Source organism: Umezawaea sp. (assembly GCF_057122925.1).
The window spans coordinates 154,038-170,312 of sequence record NZ_DBNGPQ010000039.1; the positions used below are offsets into that span (position 1 = coordinate 154,038).

Sequence of the window (16,275 nt, forward strand, 5' to 3'; positions counted from 1 at the left end):
GGCGGACCGGTCACGGTCCCGGTGGCGCTTCCAGGTCGGATTCGACCGCGGAAGTGATCATCGGGACCGACTCCGGCCGGAAGAACGCCCCGTCGTCACCGGGCAACAACCGGAGCCGGAATGACGAGGCGGTGTGGGACTTCCATTCCGCCACGTCATCCTGCGGGACAATTTCGTCGAATTCACCGACGAACGCGGAAATCGGGCAGCGCACGACACGATCAGGAGGCGACTGGTACCTCTCGACCAACAGCGAGTCCGCGCGATAGGTCGGCAGCATGAGTTCGACGAAGAACGGATCGGCCTTCAACGGGCTGTCCTCGCGCACCCTGATCGGGTCCGCCAGGAATTCGGCGTCGCTGAGCCGGTCATTGGTCACCGCGGGCGGCACGATCAGGTGCGGCGCCGATTCGGCCGACACGAACAGGTGGAGCGGGCCGGGCGCACCCGACTCCTCCTCCAGCTTCCGCGCCAGCTCGAACGCGACGAGAGCGCCCATGCTGTGCCCGAAGAACGCGAAGGGCACGTCCAGCAACCCGCGCAGCCCGTCCGCCAACCGCGCCACCAGTTCGTCCATGTCCGCGATGGCGGGTTCCCGCAGACGAGCCTCCCTACCAGGCGTTTGCACCAGAACAGGCTCGATCTCCTCGCCCAGCCGGTCGGCCAGTTCGCGGTAGCCCGAGGCCCCCTTGCCCGCGTACGGGAAGAAGAACAACCGCACCGGGCGGCCGCTCTCCACCGGCCGCCGGTACGCGATCCAGTCGTTCTTCGCCACTACCGCACCTGCTCTTCCATGAGCCGACGCAGGCTGAGCGGCCGCATGTCGCTCCAGACCTCGTCGATGTGCGCGAGGCATTCCTCCTTGGCCCCGACGAATCCGTCCGGCCGCCACCCCTCCGGAATGGCCTTGCCCTCGGGCCAAATGGAATACTGCTCCTCGTCGTTGAGGACCACGACGTACTGCGACGTTTCACCCATGCTGTTCCTCCCCAGTAGGCAGAACTAGATTATGGCATAGCGGAGGGCGGCCATGAGGAAGTCGAATGACCTCCGAACCACGCCGGTTGTCGCACCCCCACCGCGATGGTACGGTGCTTTTCCGGTCATCCGCCGCGGACCAGGCGCCGTAATCCTGGGTTTAGTCGAACCGAATCATCCGACCAGTTCGGAACCACGCGCACCGGCGCGGCTCGGCCAGAAGGGATTTCGACCATGTCTCCGTGGCAGCGCACCATCCCGGTCCTGCTCCTGGCGCTCGTCTCAGCGGGGGTGGCGCCCGCCCGGGCCGACACGTCGCACCACCCGGTGACCATCGCCAGGGCGCGGACCCTGCCGCTCGGCACGGTGGTCACGGTCGAGGGCACCGCCACGACCCCGTCGGGCGCGTTCGAATCCAGCTTCTTCGACAAGGGCTTCGCCATCCAGGACCGCTCCGCGGGCATCTACGTCAGCGTCGCGACCGACCTGCGCGTCACGCCCCGAGCCAGGGTGCGGGCCACGGGCACGCTGCGCGACAGCTCGGGCCTGCGCGTCCTGGTCCCCGACACCCCGGCCGCGGTGCGCGTGCGCGGTACGGGACCCGCGGTCCCCCCCAAGCGGCTGGCCACCGCCGCCGTCAACGAGACCACGGAGGGCCTCCTGGTGCGCGTGACCGCCACGATCACCCGAGCCCCCGAGTCGGACCTGCCCTACGGCCACAAGTTCTTCGTCGACGACGGCTCCGGCGAACTCACCATCTTCGTCAACACCCAGACCGGCATCGACCTCACCGGCCTCGCCGTGGGCAGGCGGGTCGGCGTGACCGGCTTCAGCAGCCAGTACGACACCCACTACGAGATCGACCCGAGGTTCCCGGCGGACATCACCGTCCGGTGAGCGGACGCCTCCACCCTCCCACCAGGCGAACCGGAGCAGCACTGCCGGCGGCCGGCCGACCTCGGCTCGACGGGCGGAGGCGGCGAGCCGCGCGCGGTTCGCCGCGCCGGACTCACCGTCTCCCCGTGACCCGGCCGCGCCGAGGACCCGCACCCGACGGCGGTCGTGCGGAGGTGTCTCCGGGCATCCCGAACGGCGAGCGGAGTCAGGTCACGCGAACAGGGCGCGCAGCGCCTGCCACCCCTCGGGGACGACGCTGAAGTACGCCCAGGTCCCCCGGCGCTCACGGGACAGCAGGCCGGCGTCGGTGAGCACCTTGAGGTGGTGGCTGACCGTGGGCTGGCTCAACCCCAGCGGTTCCACCAGGTCGCAGACGCACACCTCACCCCCCGGAGCGCCGTGGATGATGCTGAGCAACTGCAGGCGAGCCGGGTCCGCCACGGCCTTGAGGAGCTTGGCCAACCGCTCGGCGGTCGACCGGTCCAGCGGTTCGGCGGCCACGCTCACGCGAGCGCAGCCGTCGACGAGCGCCGGGAGCCCGCGCGTGCTCGTCGCATCCACACCCGTCACAGTACGCAGGTCACGGCCCTGGTGCCGTGGGCGGTGCCGCGTCCGAGGCACCGAGCGGGCCGCCCGTGCTCAACTCCCGCTCCGCGCGACCCAGCGGCGGCGCAGCCGCAGGCTGACGTAGACCAGCCCCACGAGCACCGGCACCTCGATCAACGGCCCGACCACGCCCGCGAGCGCCTGACCGGACGTGACGCCGAAGACGCCGATCGCCACGGCGATGGCCAACTCGAAGTTGTTGCCCGCGGCCGTGAAGGCGAGCGTGGTGGTGCGCTCGTAGGACAGCCCGGACGCCCTGCCCAACGCGTACGACCCGGCCCACATGATCGCGAAGTAGACGAGCAGCGGGAGCGCGATGCGCGCCACGTCCCACGGACGGGACGTGATCGTCTCCCCCTGCAACGCGAACAGGACGACGATCGTGAACAGCAGGCCGTACAGCGCGACCGGACCGATCCGGGGCAGGAACGTCGACTCGTACCAGCTCCGCCCGCGACGCCGTTCGCCGAGCGTGCGACTGAGGTAGCCGGCGGCCAGCGGGATGCCGAGGAAGATCAGCACGCTCTTGGCGATCTGCCACGGCGAGAAGTCGACCGACGCCGTGCCCAGGCCGAGCCAGGCGGGCAGCAGGTCGAGGTAGAACCAGCCGAGCACGCCGAACATGACCACCTGGAAGACCGAGTTGAGCGCGACCAGCACCGCGGCGGCCTCGCGGTCACCGCAGGCGAGGTCGTTCCAGATGATGACCATCGCGATGCACCGCGCCAGCCCGACGATGACCAGCCCCGTGCGGTACTCCGGCAGGTCGGGCAGGAAGGTCCACGCCAGCGCGAACATCAGCGCGGGTCCGAGGACCCAGTTCAACACGAGCGACAGGGCCATCGTCCGCCTGTCCCGCGTGACGGTGTCGAGCTTGTCGTAGCGGACCTTCGCCAGCACCGGGTACATCATCAGCAGCAGGCCCAGCGCGATCGGCAACGACACCCCGTCGACCTCGACCGCGTCGAGGACGCCCTGGAGCCCCGGCACGAACCGGCCGAAGGCCAGCCCGACCACCATCGCCACGCCGATCCACACCGGCAGGAACCGGTCGAGGAAGGACAACCGCTGAAGGACGTCGGACTCCGCCGCGACGGGCTGGGCGTCCTGGCTCAACCGGGCCTCCGAACTCGGTGGTGGGCGCCCGCCACGTCGGCGGGCACGCACAGGCGATCCTTGGATCGACTGTCATCGATCCGGAGAGTACATCGACATCGGTCGATCCGTCAGGTGGCGTCGCCCACGCGGGCGACGCCCACGCCCGACCCGTGGACACGACTCCCCTCACATTGACATACGTCGATCCAAGCTGGTCTGCTCTGCGTCGACGGCGCCGAGGGGTCGCCGTCCGATCGGCGGGCGGCGAGCCGCACGCGACGTCCCACGACCAGCGCCACGACGAGGAGAACGACGGTGGGCAAGATCCCGGAAGTGCTGTTCGTGTGCGTCCACAACGCGGGCAGGTCCCAAATGGCCGCGGCGCTGCTCCAGCACTACGCGCTGGGCAGGATCGCGGTCCGCTCAGCGGGTTCGGCACCGGCGGAGAAGGTCAACCCGGCCGCCGCCGAAGCCCTCGCCGAACTCGGCCTCGACATCACCGCCGAGATCCCGACCAAGCTGTCCCACGCCGACGTCGAGGCCTCCGACGTGGTGATCACCATGGGCTGCGGCGACACCTGCCCCGTGTTCCCCGGCAAGCGCTACCTCGACTGGCCCCTCGACGACCCCGCGGGCCGGGGTGTCGACGCCGTCCGCCCCATCCGCGACGACATCGACCGCCGCGTGCGCGCGCTCCTCGCCGAACTCCTCGACCGGAGGAGCCACGTCGAACCCCTGGCGTGACGGACGCGCCGCTCACGGCGCTCGGCCGATCGAGACCAGCGGGCGGTCGCACCCGTGGGACGGCGGCCGTCGGCGACCTGCCGTCCGGCGTCTTCGACTCGCCCATCTCGACACCGGGACCGACGATCGCGCGCCGCATGACTTGAAGAAGTTTGCAATTCATAAGATGATGTAACTCGCAACCTTCAGGGGGTCGTCGCACAGGAGGGAACGGATGAGCGAGTTCGCCACCACGGTGCGCGCCAGGGTCGAATCGGCCCACGAGTCGGCCCGCGCGGCACGGGCCGCGGGCGACGAGGAGCTCGCGGGCCTGCACGAGGCCGACCTCGGGAACCTGCTGCGCCTCGCCCGCGAGCACGGCGTCGACCTCGACGACGAGCAGGCGTGCTGACTCCGCCGTCGCACCTCCGGAGCGTCCGCTGATGCCGCGGTCCCTGCTGCCGGGCCGGGCCGAGTTCACGTCGTTCACCCTGTCCCCCCGACGCGATCTGCTGGCCGGGGTGACGGTGGCGGTCGTCGCGCTGCCGCTCGCGCTGGGGTTCGGCATCGCCTCCGGGCTCGGTGCCGCCGCCGGCCTCGTCACAGCGATCGTGGCGGGCGCGGTGGCGGCCGTGTTCGGCGGCTCCAGCCTCCAGGTGTCGGGACCGACCGGGGCCATGACCGTCGTGCTGGTCCCGATCGTGGCGGCTCACGGTCCAGGAGGTGTGCTGACGGTCGGCCTGATGGCGGGCGTGCTGCTGGTCGGGCTGGCCGTGGCGCGAGCGGGCAGGTACGTGCGGTACGTGCCGGCTCCGGTGGTCGAGGGGTTCACCCTGGGCATCGCAGGGGTGATCGCGTTGCAGCAGGTCCCCGCGGCGCTCGGCGTGCCGACGCCGCACGGGGAGCAGGTCGCGCTGGTCGCGGCGAAGGCGGTGGCCCGCTTCGCCGTGAACCCGACCTGGCAGGCCGCCACCCTCTCGCTCGGCGTGGCGCTGGTGGTGCTGCTCGGCGCCCGGTGGCGTCCGGCGATCCCGTTCTCGCTGGTCGCGGTGGTCGTGGCGACGCTCGTCGTCTGGGCGGCGCACCTGCCGGTGGCGCGCATCGGGGCCTTGCCGTCCTCACTGCCCGTGCCGTCGCCGGCGTTCCTGGACCTGACGACCCTCACGACCCTGCTGCCGTCGGCCGTGGCGGTGGCGGCGCTGGCGGCCCTGGAGAGCCTGCTGTCCGCCACGGTGGCGGACGCGATGAGCGTGGGCGAGCGCCACGACCCGGACAAGGAGCTGTTCGGTCAAGGCCTGGCCAACCTGGTCACCCCGCTCTTCGGCGGCGTGCCCGCGACGGCCGCGATCGCCCGCACGGCGGTCAACGTCCGGGCTGGGGCGAGGTCGAGGCTGGCCGCCCTGAGCCACGCGCTCGTGCTGGCCGCCATCGTGTTCACGGCGGCCCCGCTGGTGGCCGCGATCCCCGTCGCCGCGCTGGCCGGGGTGCTGCTGGCCACCGCGATCCGCATGGTCGAGGTCGGGTCGGTGCTCGCGCTGCTGCGCTCCACCCGTTCCGACGCGCTCGTCCTCGTCCTGACCGCCGCCACGACGCTGGCGCTGGACCTGGTCACGGCCGTCGTCGTCGGCCTGGTCGTCGCCTGCGGCCTGGCGCTGCGCTCGATCGCCAAGACCGCCAGGGTCGAGGAGGTCGTCCTCGACCACAGCCACCACGGCGAGGAGGAACGGTCGCTGCTGGCCGAGCACATCGTCGCCTACCGCTTGGACGGGCCGCTGTTCTTCGCCGCCGCTCACCGGTTCCTGCTGGAGCTCACCGAGGTCACCGACGTCAAGGTCGTCGTCCTGCGGCTCTCCCGCCTCACCACCGTCGACGCGACCGGCGCGATCGTGCTGCGCGACGTCGTCGAGCGCTTGGAGCACCGGGGCACCGCCGTGCTCGTCTCCGGCATCAGACCCGGCCACGAACGCGTGCTCGACGCGCTCGGCCTGGCCACCCGCCTCCGCGCGCTGGGCCGGGTGTTCGCCTCCACGCCCGAGGCCATCGAGCACGCCCGCACCCTGCTGCGCGAGGAGGGCGGGCAGCGGCGTTGCTAGAGTCCGATGACCAGACGGCGGAACGGGGGCGGCACGTGACGACGACCGCCGCACCAGGCCCACGACGCGACGACGGCGGACCCGCATGAGCAAGCCCCTGTACCAGCTCAAGGCGGAGTTCTTCAAGACGCTGGGGCACCCGGCCCGCATCAGGGTCCTGGAACTGCTCAGCGAACGCGAGCACGCCGTCGCGGAACTCCTGCCGGAACTGGGCATCGAGCCGTCGAACCTGTCGCAGCAGCTCGCGGTGCTCCGCCGCGCGGGCCTCGTCGTCACGCGCAAGGAGGGGTCCACCGTGTACTACTCCTTGACCAGCCCCCACGTGGCGGAGCTGCTGGCGGTGGCGCGCACCATCCTCACCACCGTCCTCTCCGGACAGGTCGAGCTGCTGGAGGACCTGCGCACCCCGGATCCAGCCCGGAGCCAGGTCACCGGCTAGCCGCGCTGCCGCGGGATCGACCAATGCTCCTTTCCGGGGAGCGCGGCGATGAGTTGTCGAACGGACCTCTGCGGAAAGCTGCTTCACGGGGACCTCCGCCCCTGTTCGACGAGCCTCGGCGGTGACCACGATGGGTAGGCCGACCGCATAGGGATGCCGGGAAACCCCGACCACCGGTTCACCACGACGAACGCACCGCCGCGGCCTGGGTCCTCACCGAGCCGGGGCCGGCCACGACCGTCGCGGCGACGAGCTTCCCAGGCTGGTGTCCCTGCCCGCGCCGGGCGCTCCTCCACGGCTTGATCCTCCCGACGCGACCCCCTTACCAAGATCCATGTTAACGCTAAATATTTAGCAAACGATCCACCCATAGAATCGGACATCAAAAACGCCTGATAAAAGCCCTAAATCACCCACAATTACTCTATTCAGTCCACTCACAACAAGTACCTTGGCGTTAAATTGTGATCGCTAACATCCGCACTGGCCGTTATCGGACGGGCCGCCGGACCGACAGGGCGGCCCTGCCGATCAGTCCCGCGTGCTGCCGCGACCACCGCGGGAAGCACGGGGATCGAGCCCTGTCACGCACCTCGGGCCTCGTGCGGGCCCTGATGCCGAAGGAGAACCACCGATGAGTTCGATGGGCCAAGCCCCGCCGACCGTGCCACCCCGCCGTACGGGTCGCCTCCGACGCGGCCGATGGGGACGTGCGCTGACCGCCCTGCTCGCGACCGCCCTCGCGGCCTCCTCGGCGGTCGCGCTCGACACCGGCGTGGCGTCGGCGGCGACCGTCGACACGAGTGCGTGGTACGCGCTGGTCAACCGCAACAGCGGCAAGGCGATGGACGTGTCGGGCACCTCCACCGCCGACGGCGCGGTCGTCCAGCAGTGGGCACGCCACGACCTCGGCAACCAGCTGTGGCAGTTCGTGGACTCCGGCGGCGGCTACTACAAGCTGAAGTCGAAGAACTCCGGCAAGGTGCTCGACGTCGACAGCAGGTCGACCGCCGACGGCGCGAAGGTCCAGCAGTGGGCCGACCTCAACGGGACCAACCAGCAGTTCAGCCTCGTCGACACCGACAGCGGGTACGTCAAGCTGATCAACCGCAACAGCGGCAAGGCGCTGGAGGTGACGGGCTCGTCGACCGCGGACGGCGCGGCCGTCGTCCAGTACGGCGACCAGAACGGCGCCAACCAGCAGTGGCAGCTCGTCAAGGTGGACGCCCCGCCGACCGGATCGTGCACGCTCCCGTCGACCTACCGCTGGTCGTCGACCGGCTCGCTGGCGAACCCGAAGTCGGGCTGGCTCTCGCTCAAGGACTTCACCAGCGTCATCCACAACGGCAAGCACCTCGTCTACGGGTCGACGGTCAACTCCTCGGCCCAGTACGGCTCGATGAACTTCAGCACCTTCACGAACTGGTCCGACATGGCCTCGGCCGGTCAGAACGGGATGAACTCCGGCACCGTGGCCCCCACGCTGTTCTACTTCGCCCCGAAGAACGTCTGGGTGCTCGCCTACCAGTGGGGCGGGACGGCCTTCAGCTACCGGACGTCGAGCGACCCCACCAACGCCAACGGGTGGTCGGCGCAGCAGACCCTCTTCACCGGCAGCATCCCCAACTCCAGCACCGGACCGATCGACCAGACCCTCATCGCCGACGGCTCGACCATGTACCTGTTCTTCGCCGGTGACAACGGCAAGATCTACCGCGCCAGCATGCCCATCGGGAACTTCCCCGGCAGCTTCGGCTCGTCGTGGACCCAGATCATGAGCGACACGCAGGCCAACCTCTTCGAGGGGGTCGAGGTCTACAAGGTCAAGGACCAGAACCAGTACCTCATGATCGTCGAGGCGATGGGCAGCGGCGGGCGCTACTTCCGCTCGTTCACCTCCAGCAGCCTGGGCGGCTCGTGGACTCCGCAGGCCGCCACCGAGAGCAACCCCTTCGCGGGCAGGGCGAACAGCGGCGCGACGTGGACCAACGACATCAGCCCCGGCGACCTGGTCCGCAGCAACCCCGACCAGACCAAGACCATCGACCCCTGCAACCTGCAATTCCTCTACCAGGGCAAGGACCCGAACGCGGGCGGCGACTACAACCGCCTGCCCTGGCGACCGGGAGTGCTGACGCTGCAACGCTGATCGTCCAGCGCGGCCGGGTCGGCGCCCCCACCCCTCCCCGGGTGGGGGCGCCGACCCACCGGTGCCGAGCGCCGTGCTGGTTCAGCCGCGCCGCACGCGGTCCCGGACCGCGAGCGCGGCGGCGAGCGCGTACGGGCCGAGCAGCGCCGTCGCGCACAGCAGGGCGTACCAGAACCCGCCGGTGAGCGGTCCCGGCGCCATCCGCGTCGCCGCCCAGCTCAGCACGGTCGCGAGCACCGGCAGGACGAACACCGCGAACCAGGTGAGCACGCCCGCGAAACCCGCCAGCCACAGCCAGCGGAACCAGCCCGCGGCGCGGCGGTCGGCGGTGGAGGCTCCCGCGAGTTCGGCGGCCTGGTCGGCCGTGAGCGCGCCGAACGCCTCGCGCAGCCGCAGCGTCTTGACGCGCCACAGGTCGTGGCAGCCCAGCAGGTTCACCAGCACCGCGTACAGGTCGGTGCGCAGGAACACCATGCACTGCCACAGCAGACCCGCCAGCTTGAGGTACACGCCGACCGCCAGCACCGCGTCCACCGGGTCCGCCGCGGACCAGGCACCCGTGTGGATCAGCAGCCGACCGGCCAGCAGGAGGGCGAGCAGCACGACGTCGAGGGCCATCCCTCCCAGCAGCGGGCCGTAGCGCGCGCGGCGCGGGACGCTCCACAGCTGGGTCAGGTCGGTCTCGAAGACCAGGAGCATCATCCGCCGGTCCACGCCGAACCGGGCGCGCAGGCCCGCGGCTCGGGCCGCCAGCCAGTGCCCGCACTCGTGCAGCGCCATCGTCGACATCGACAGCGGCACGAGCAGCACCGCGTTCAGCCCGGTGTCACCGAGCGGGAACGCGTCGCGGGTCGGCTCCGGGAACAGCGCCGGGACGGTGGCGAGGACGGCCGTGCAGAACACGGCGAGCGCGGCGTAGCAGGTCCAGGCGACCCGGCCGAAGAACGGCCGCACCAGGCGCGGACCGACGCCCGCCACCCAGCGCCTGCCCTGGATCGGCGCGGTGGCGGGCGCCTCGCGGGGTTCGCCGGTCCCGTCGTCGACGAACCCCAGGTCGGTCAGCACGGCCACGAACGCGGTCACGTCCACCGGTTCGCCCGCGGCGGCCTCGGCCTCGGCCGCGGCGGCCTCCACGCTGTCGCCGCGCCGCAGCGCGGCGACGACGAGCCCGCCGATGGCGGGCACGGTGACGAACGTGCCGGTCTCCGGGTCGCCGATGAGCACGTCATCGCCTTCGGCCACCACGCTGAGCGGCCGCAGGCGGACCACCTCGGGCGCGTTCACGGCCGGGTGACCGGTTCGGCCGCGAGAGCGCACGCCGGGCACAGCGGGTCGCGCGGGAACGGCTGCCAGGTCGGCACGAGCCCGGTGCGCAGGTCGAGCACGACCTGCGCGCCCGCCGCGCGGGGCGGTTCGAAGCCGCTCAGGTAGCGCAGCGCCTCGTAGGCCATCAGCGATCCGAGCTGCATGGCGATCGGGCCGATGAGCGCGTTGTTGAACCGCAGGGACCTCGACAGCTCCTGCGCCACGCCCGCGGAGGTCGGGTCGCCGGGGGCGGGGCGGTCGGACTCGTCGCACAGCAGGCACGGGCTGGTGCCGGGGTCGACGGAGAAGTACATGAACTGCGTCCGCTGCATCCCCCCGCCGACGTACGGGACGCCTGCGCGCAGCGCGGCCTCGTTGACCCACAGGTGGGCGCCCTGCTCGGAGTCCAGCCCGCCGACGACGATGTCGACGTCGCCGGTGAGGTCGGCCAGGTCGGCGGCTCCGGTGATCCACCGGTCGACCGCGCGGACCTCGATGGCCGGGTCGTACTCGCGCACCCACTCGGCGGCCCGCTCGACCTTGGAGCGCCCGAGGTCGCGGTGGCGGTAGACGAACTGGCGGGCGAAGTTGCGCGGCTCCACGTCGTCGCGGTCGACCAGCGTCATGGCACCGACGCCGAGCCCGGCGAGGCACTGCACGATGCTCGACCCGACCCCGCCCGTGCCCAGGACCAGCACGCGGGACTCGCGGACCCGGCGGACGAACTCCGCGCGGGACTGGTCGCGCCGGGCGTAGGACGCGAAGAACGTCAGGTTCGAGAACTGGCGGGCGTCCAGTTCCGGGTCACCGAGCGACCGCTGGTCCGGCCGTTCCAGCAGGCCGAGCGAATCGAGCCCGTCCAGCCCGGAGGCCACGTCGTCCTCGGTGATCTCGACACCGCGCGCCACGAGGGCCCGCGCGAGGTCGGCCGCCGTCGCGGGTCCGCGGCGGAGTTCGTCGAGCAGCGCCGCCACCCGGCCGTCCGGGTCGGCCAGCGTGAGCGCCTCGCGCGGATCGCGGACCAGGACGAGGTCCCCGTCCAGCGGCTTCCACGCGCATTCCTTCAACACCACTCGCATCGGTTCTCCCCCTCTGTCGCCGACCGGACGGCACGGGGTGGGGCCGACGCGCGACCCCACCCCGTGCGGGCGACCGGCTCAGCCGTCGTTGCCGGTGGCCTTCACGGACTCGACCCTGCGAACCTCGATGGTCATGGCGACACCCCCCTTCCGCGCACGCGCCGGTCCCCCTGACCGGACGCCGGACCGGCCTCGTCGGCCTCGGTGCCGAGCTTGCCGCCCCCGGCCCGGCGGAGGCGGTTCTCGAACGAAGTCGAACGGGGCCGCGTGCTCAGCGGTCGCGCAGTCGGGCGCGGACGGTGTCGGCTTCCGCGACGCCCAGCCGCTCGTAGAGGGACAGCGCCTGCCGCCACCGCTCGCGGGCCTGGTCGTGGTCACCGAGGACGTGGTGGGCGTGGGCGAGGCCGTCGCAGGCGCGGGCCTGCTCCTGCTGGTGGCCGATCTCGCCCGCGCACGCGCACGCCTCGGCGTGCGCGGTCAGCGCCGCACGGGGAGAGCCCGTGGCGAGGGCCGTCTCGCCGAGCCCGTTGAGCGCTGCGGCCTGCCCACCGGGGTCGCCGAGGTCGCGGTAGAGGGCCAGGGCCAGCTCGTGGTGTTCGACGGCGAGGTCGAACCGCCCCGCCGTCCGGTGCAGGTCGCCCAGGTTGTCGAGCGCGCGGGCCTCGTCGTCCCGATCACCGATCCGCCGGGACAGCTCCAGTGCTCGGCGGTGGTGGTCGTGGGCCTGGTGGAGGCGGCCGGTGAGCCGTTCGACGACGCCCAGGTGGTCGTGCGCCGACGCCTGGCCTTCGAGCGCCCGCACGTCGGTGAACAGGTCCAGGGCCCGCCGGTGGTGCTCGGCCGCCTCGGAGTACCGCCCGAGGAGCCGGGCGAGGGTGCCGAGGTGGTTCAGCGCGCGGGCCTTGTCCTCCAGCGCGCCGAGGGCGTCGAACACGACCAGCGCGCGCCGGTGGTGGTCGGCGGCCTCCGCGTAGCGCCCGGTCAGCTGGTGGACGACGCCGAGGTTGCCCAGGCCGCTGGCCTCGCCGGGTCGGTCGCCCGCCCTCCTGCTCACCTCGACGGCCTGCTCCAGGTGGTCGATGGCGCGGTCGTAGTGGCCGGTGAACTGGTTGGCCATCGCGAGGTAGCGCAGCGCGCGGGCGACGGGCAGGGGCCCGGCGAGCCCGTCTGGCAGGGCCAGGGCGTCCCGCACGTGGTCGATCGCCAGGTCGTACCGCCCGGTGCGCACGTCGATCTCGCCGAGGTCCAGCAGCGCGCGGGCCTCGGCGGCGGTGTCGCCCCGCCGTCCGGCTCGGGCGATGACGTGCTCGTGCAGCAGCCGCGCGTCGGTGTAGCCGCCGGTGACGGCCAGGTGCCGGTGCAGGACCGCGGCGAGCAGCGCGCCGTCCTGGTCCGGCTGGGTGGCGACGGCGAGGAGATCGGTCCGCTCGACGTCCAGCCAGGCGCGGGCGGCGGCCGGGTCGGCGAGCTGCGCGGGCGGCACCCGCTGGTCGGGGATGCGCGGTCGGCGGTCCCGCTCGTGCGGGTAGAGCAGGTCCACGGCGAGGCCGGTGGTGTGCAGGTAGTGCCCGACCAGACGGGTCAGAGCGGCGCGGCGGGCTCCGGCGGGGTCCTCGTCGTGCGCGCGGCTGGTGGCGTAGGTGCGGATGAGGTCGTGGAAGCGGTAGCGGCCGGGCACGGGCTGCTGGAGGAGGTGGGCGGCGGCGAGCTGGTCCAGTTCGCCGCGCGCCTGGTCGGGGTCGGTGCCGGTGAGCGCCGCGACGGCGGGCGGGGTGAGGTCGGAGCCGGGGTGCAGGGCGAGGAGCCGGAACGTCCGCCGCGGCGCGGCGGGGAGGTCGCGGTAGGACAGGCTGATCGCCACCTCGACGCCGGTGTCCAGGCGCAGGCCGCGCCGGTGGTGCAGGAGCCTGTCGAGGTGGTCGGACAGCGCCCAGTCCGGGTTCGCCCGCATCCGCCCGGTGAGCAGGTCCAACGCCAGCGGCAGGTGGCCGAGCAGTCCGGCGATCTCGGCGGCGGTGCCGAGGTCGGCGTCGACGGCGTCGCCCGAGGCGCGGCGCAGCAGTTCGACCGCCTCGTCGGCGGCCAGCACGTCCAGGGTCAGCGAACGCACCGAGGGCAGGTCCGGCAGCCTGCGGCGGCTCGTGATCAGGGCGAAGGAGCCGGAGGTGCCGGGCAGCAGGGGGGCCACCTGCTCGGCGGAGGCGGCGTTGTCCAGCAGCAGCAGCGCGGTGCGGCCCGCCAGCAGTTCGCGGAACCTGTCCGCCCGGCCCGCCAGGCCGAGGTGCTGGACGCGGTCGCCGGGCACGCCGAGCTTGCGCAGGAAGCCCTCCAGCACGGCGCTCGGGTCGGCGGGCGGCCGGTCGGGGTCGTAGCCGCGCAGGTCGACGGCGAGCCGCACGTCGTCGAACCGCCCGTCGGCCATCAGCCGGTGGCCCGCGTGGACGGCCAGCCTCGTCTTGCCGACCCCCGGCATCCCGGCGATGACCCACCCGAGGGCGGCGTCCGGCGCGAGGACGCGGCGGAGGTCGTCCTGACGACCGGTGAACGCGGGCAGGTCGTCCGGCCAGGTCCCCGCGACGCCGACGATCGCGGCGGCGGCCGCCGTGCTCGCGACCAGCAGGCAGCCGTGCCGCCACTGCTCGGCCGCGTCGTCGTCGCCCAGCAGGAGCCGCGCGATGTCCACGACCAGTTCCACGTCCAACCGCGACCGACCGGGTTGGAAGCACCGGTAGACGGTGTTGAGCACGGGCCGTTCCGGCACACCGCGCGCCACCCGGTCGCGCGCCAGCTCGCGGTGGATGGCCCGGTAGGACATCCCGGACCACGCCTGGAGCAGTCGCAGCCGCTCGGTCAGGTGCTCGACCGTCGTCGCTCCGGCGGGTGACGGCGCCTCCCCGTTCGCGGCCACGGGCACTCCCCCTCGCATCGCCCACGCGTCCCCGACGTCCCCCGACGTCCCGTGGTGCTGCTCGTCAGGTGGAAACTACCGGCCGACGGGCCCGCGGTGTCCCGGTCCAGGCCCTCCGACCTGCCGAATCCACCGGCTGCACCAGGGCGATTGTCGCCGCCCCCGGCCACCCGCATACCGTGACCGGCGTGACCATGGCTCGAACCTCCGCCCCTCCGCCGCCCCTCTCCCCGGACACCCTCCGCGTCGTCGCCCTGGGAGGACTCGGGGAGATCGGCCGGAACATGACCGTGTTCGAGTACGACGGCAAGCTGCTCGTCGTCGACTGCGGGGTGCTGTTCCCCGAGGAGCACCAGCCCGGCGTGGACGTGATCCTGCCCGACTGGAGCCACTTCCGGGCCCGCCTGTCCGACGTGGTCGCGGTCGTGCTGACGCACGGCCACGAGGACCACATCGGCGCGGTCCCCTACCTGCTGCGCGAACGCCCCGACATCCCGGTCATCGGGTCCAGGCTGACCCTGAGCCTGCTGAAGGCCAAGCTCGTCGAACACCGCATCACCCCGGTGACCGTCGAGGTCACCGAGGGCAAGCTGCTCGCCCGCGGCCCGTTCGACCTGGAGTTCCTCGCGGTCAACCACTCCATCCCGGACAGCCTCGCCGTCGCCATCCGCACCTCCGCCGGCCTCGTCCTGCACACCGGCGACTTCAAGATGGACCAGTTCCCCCTCGACGGGCGCATGACCGACCTGCGCGGCTTCGCCCGCCTCGGCGAAGAGGGGGTCGACCTGTTCCTGGTCGACTCCACCAACGCCGACGTGCCCGGCTTCACCACCTCCGAACGCGAACTCGCGCCCGCCATCGAGGAGGTGTTCCGCACCACGCGTCGACGGGTGATCGTCTCCAGCTTCGCCAGCCACGTCCACCGCATCCAGCAGGTCCTCGACGCCGCCCACGCCCACGGTCGCAAGGTCGCCTTCGTGGGCCGCTCGATGGTCCGCAACATGGGTGTGGCGACCGAGCTGGGCTACCTCAAGGTGCCCGACGGTCTGGTCGTCGACGTCAAGCGCATGGACAGGATGTCACCCGAGAAGGTGACCCTCGTCTGCACCGGCTCGCAGGGCGAGCCGATGGCGGCGCTGTCGCGCATGGCCGGTGGCGACCACTCGATCCAGGTCGAGGAGGGCGACACCATCCTGCTGGCCAGCTCGCTCATCCCCGGCAACGAGAACGCGATCTACCGGGTCATCAACGGCCTGACCGACCGCGGCGCGAACGTCGTGCACAAGGGCAACGCCAAGGTGCACGTCTCCGGGCACGCCAGCGCGGGCGAACTGGTCTACTGCTACAACATCGTGCAGCCCGCCAACGTGCTGCCCGTGCACGGCGAAGCCCGCCACCTGCGGGCCAACGCCGAGCTGGCGGTCAAGACCGGCGTGCACCGCGACCGGGTGCCGATCGCCTCCAACGGCCACGTCATCGACCTGCACGAGGGCCGCGCCCGCATCACCGGCAAGGTCGAGATCCACAACGTCTACGTCGACGGGCAGACCGTGGGCGGCGTCACCGAGGAATCGCTGGCGCAGCGCCGCACCCTCGGTGAGGAGGGGGTGATCACCGTCGTCGCTCTCGTCGACCTCGACACCCGGCAGCTCGCCGAACCGCCGGACTTCATCGCCCACGGCTTCGAGCACGACGCCTCGACCTTCCGATCCGCGACCACCGCCATCGAGAAGGCGCTGGCCAACGCGGCCGGGCGGGACGCGACCGACATCCAGCGGCTCGAACAGGTCATCGCACGCGAGGTGCAGAACTGGGCGTACCGGACCCACCGCCGCCGACCCGTCGTCATCCCCGTGGTGGTCGAGGCGTGACAGCAGGCTGATCGACGACCCACCCCTCGTGGTGGCCACGGGTGAACGGCGGCCGGAGCCCGCCGTTCACCCGTGGTCGAGGGTCCCGACCCGACCACCGCGCGTTCCAACCCCGGCCAGGCGGGGTGG

14 protein-coding genes are annotated in these 16,275 nt (G+C 72.0%); 7 read left to right on the forward strand and 7 right to left on the reverse strand.

Features of this window, described 5'->3' with window-relative positions:
- Positions 1-10: 10 nt before the first annotated feature.
- Positions 11-715 (reverse strand): thioesterase II family protein, encoded by a 705-nt coding sequence (locus AC156L_RS06335; protein WP_330876333.1) that lies wholly within the window; start codon positions 713-715, stop codon positions 11-13.
- Positions 716-774: 59 nt separating this feature from the next.
- Positions 775-978: an MbtH family protein gene (locus tag AC156L_RS06340; RefSeq protein ID WP_330876334.1), complete on the reverse strand. Its 204-nt coding sequence runs from the start codon at positions 976-978 to the stop codon at positions 775-777.
- A 234-nt stretch (positions 979-1,212) separates the two neighbouring features.
- Here AC156L_RS06340 and AC156L_RS06345 point away from each other — a divergent pair, with 234 nt between their 5' ends.
- Positions 1,213-1,875, forward strand: a complete 663-nt coding sequence (locus AC156L_RS06345; protein WP_330876335.1) for a hypothetical protein — start codon at positions 1,213-1,215, stop codon at positions 1,873-1,875.
- 210 nt (positions 1,876-2,085) lie between these two features.
- Here AC156L_RS06345 and AC156L_RS06350 read toward each other — a convergent pair whose 3' ends face one another.
- Positions 2,086-2,436 carry an ArsR/SmtB family transcription factor gene (locus AC156L_RS06350; protein WP_330876336.1) on the reverse strand — a complete coding sequence of 117 codons (351 nt, stop codon included), beginning with the start codon at positions 2,434-2,436 and terminating at the stop codon, positions 2,086-2,088.
- A gap of 78 nt (positions 2,437-2,514) precedes the next feature.
- Complete coding sequence (arsB, locus tag AC156L_RS06355; protein WP_330876337.1) at positions 2,515-3,597, reverse strand: ACR3 family arsenite efflux transporter; 1,083 nt, start codon at positions 3,595-3,597, stop codon at positions 2,515-2,517.
- 297 nt (positions 3,598-3,894) lie between these two features.
- On the opposite strand from arsB, the gene AC156L_RS06360 reads away from it, so the two are divergent.
- The 5 genes from AC156L_RS06360 to AC156L_RS06380 all read left to right on the forward strand — a co-directional run bounded on the left by AC156L_RS06360 (position 3,895) and on the right by AC156L_RS06380 (position 8,983).
- Positions 3,895-4,323 (forward strand): arsenate-mycothiol transferase ArsC, encoded by a 429-nt coding sequence (locus tag AC156L_RS06360; RefSeq protein ID WP_330876338.1) that lies wholly within the window; start codon positions 3,895-3,897, stop codon positions 4,321-4,323.
- 214 nt (positions 4,324-4,537) lie between these two features.
- On the forward strand, positions 4,538-4,714 hold the full coding sequence (locus AC156L_RS06365) for a hypothetical protein (RefSeq protein ID WP_330876339.1): 177 nt from the start codon (positions 4,538-4,540) through the stop codon (positions 4,712-4,714).
- A gap of 31 nt (positions 4,715-4,745) precedes the next feature.
- A complete protein-coding gene (locus tag AC156L_RS06370; RefSeq protein WP_330876340.1) occupies positions 4,746-6,395 on the forward strand; it encodes a SulP family inorganic anion transporter in 1,650 nt (549 codons plus the stop codon).
- A gap of 85 nt (positions 6,396-6,480) precedes the next feature.
- Complete coding sequence (locus AC156L_RS06375) at positions 6,481-6,834, forward strand: ArsR/SmtB family transcription factor (RefSeq protein WP_330876341.1); 354 nt, start codon at positions 6,481-6,483, stop codon at positions 6,832-6,834.
- A gap of 634 nt (positions 6,835-7,468) precedes the next feature.
- A complete protein-coding gene (locus AC156L_RS06380) occupies positions 7,469-8,983 on the forward strand; it encodes a non-reducing end alpha-L-arabinofuranosidase family hydrolase (protein WP_484406672.1) in 1,515 nt (504 codons plus the stop codon).
- Between the two features lie 81 nt (positions 8,984-9,064).
- On the opposite strand, the gene AC156L_RS06385 is transcribed toward AC156L_RS06380, so the two are convergent.
- The 3 genes from AC156L_RS06385 to AC156L_RS06395 form a co-directional block, all read right to left on the reverse strand.
- On the reverse strand, positions 9,065-10,267 hold the full coding sequence (locus tag AC156L_RS06385; protein WP_330876343.1) for a hypothetical protein: 1,203 nt from the start codon (positions 10,265-10,267) through the stop codon (positions 9,065-9,067).
- Complete coding sequence (locus AC156L_RS06390) at positions 10,264-11,367, reverse strand: HesA/MoeB/ThiF family protein (RefSeq protein WP_330876344.1); 1,104 nt, start codon at positions 11,365-11,367, stop codon at positions 10,264-10,266. Before AC156L_RS06390 ends, AC156L_RS06385 begins: the two co-directional genes overlap by 4 nt.
- Before the next feature lie 271 nt (positions 11,368-11,638).
- Positions 11,639-14,275 carry an ATP-binding protein gene (locus AC156L_RS06395; protein WP_484406674.1) on the reverse strand — a complete coding sequence of 879 codons (2,637 nt, stop codon included), beginning with the start codon at positions 14,273-14,275 and terminating at the stop codon, positions 11,639-11,641.
- A 194-nt stretch (positions 14,276-14,469) separates the two neighbouring features.
- On the opposite strand from AC156L_RS06395, the gene AC156L_RS06400 reads away from it, so the two are divergent.
- Entirely contained in the window at positions 14,470-16,146 is a 1,677-nt protein-coding gene (locus AC156L_RS06400; protein ID WP_330876539.1) for a ribonuclease J, read from the forward strand.
- Positions 16,147-16,275 lie beyond the last annotated feature (129 nt).

What these genes read in the sequence shown, in the direction of transcription:
- AC156L_RS06375 (WP_330876341.1), top strand. Translation starts at nt 6,481, where the DNA reads ATGAGCAAGCCCCTGTACCAGCTCAAGGCGGAGTTCTTCAAGACGCTG.
- AC156L_RS06400 (WP_330876539.1), top strand. Translation starts at nt 14,470, where the DNA reads ATGGCTCGAACCTCCGCCCCTCCGCCGCCCCTCTCCCCGGACACCCTC.
- AC156L_RS06365 (WP_330876339.1), top strand. Translation starts at nt 4,538, where the DNA reads ATGAGCGAGTTCGCCACCACGGTGCGCGCCAGGGTCGAATCGGCCCAC.
- AC156L_RS06340 (WP_330876334.1), bottom strand. Translation starts at nt 978, where the DNA reads ATGGGTGAAACGTCGCAGTACGTCGTGGTCCTCAACGACGAGGAGCAG.
- AC156L_RS06380 (WP_484406672.1), top strand. Translation starts at nt 7,469, where the DNA reads ATGAGTTCGATGGGCCAAGCCCCGCCGACCGTGCCACCCCGCCGTACG.
- AC156L_RS06345 (WP_330876335.1), top strand. Translation starts at nt 1,213, where the DNA reads ATGTCTCCGTGGCAGCGCACCATCCCGGTCCTGCTCCTGGCGCTCGTC.
- AC156L_RS06370 (WP_330876340.1), top strand. Translation starts at nt 4,746, where the DNA reads ATGCCGCGGTCCCTGCTGCCGGGCCGGGCCGAGTTCACGTCGTTCACC.
- AC156L_RS06390 (WP_330876344.1), bottom strand. Translation starts at nt 11,367, where the DNA reads ATGCGAGTGGTGTTGAAGGAATGCGCGTGGAAGCCGCTGGACGGGGAC.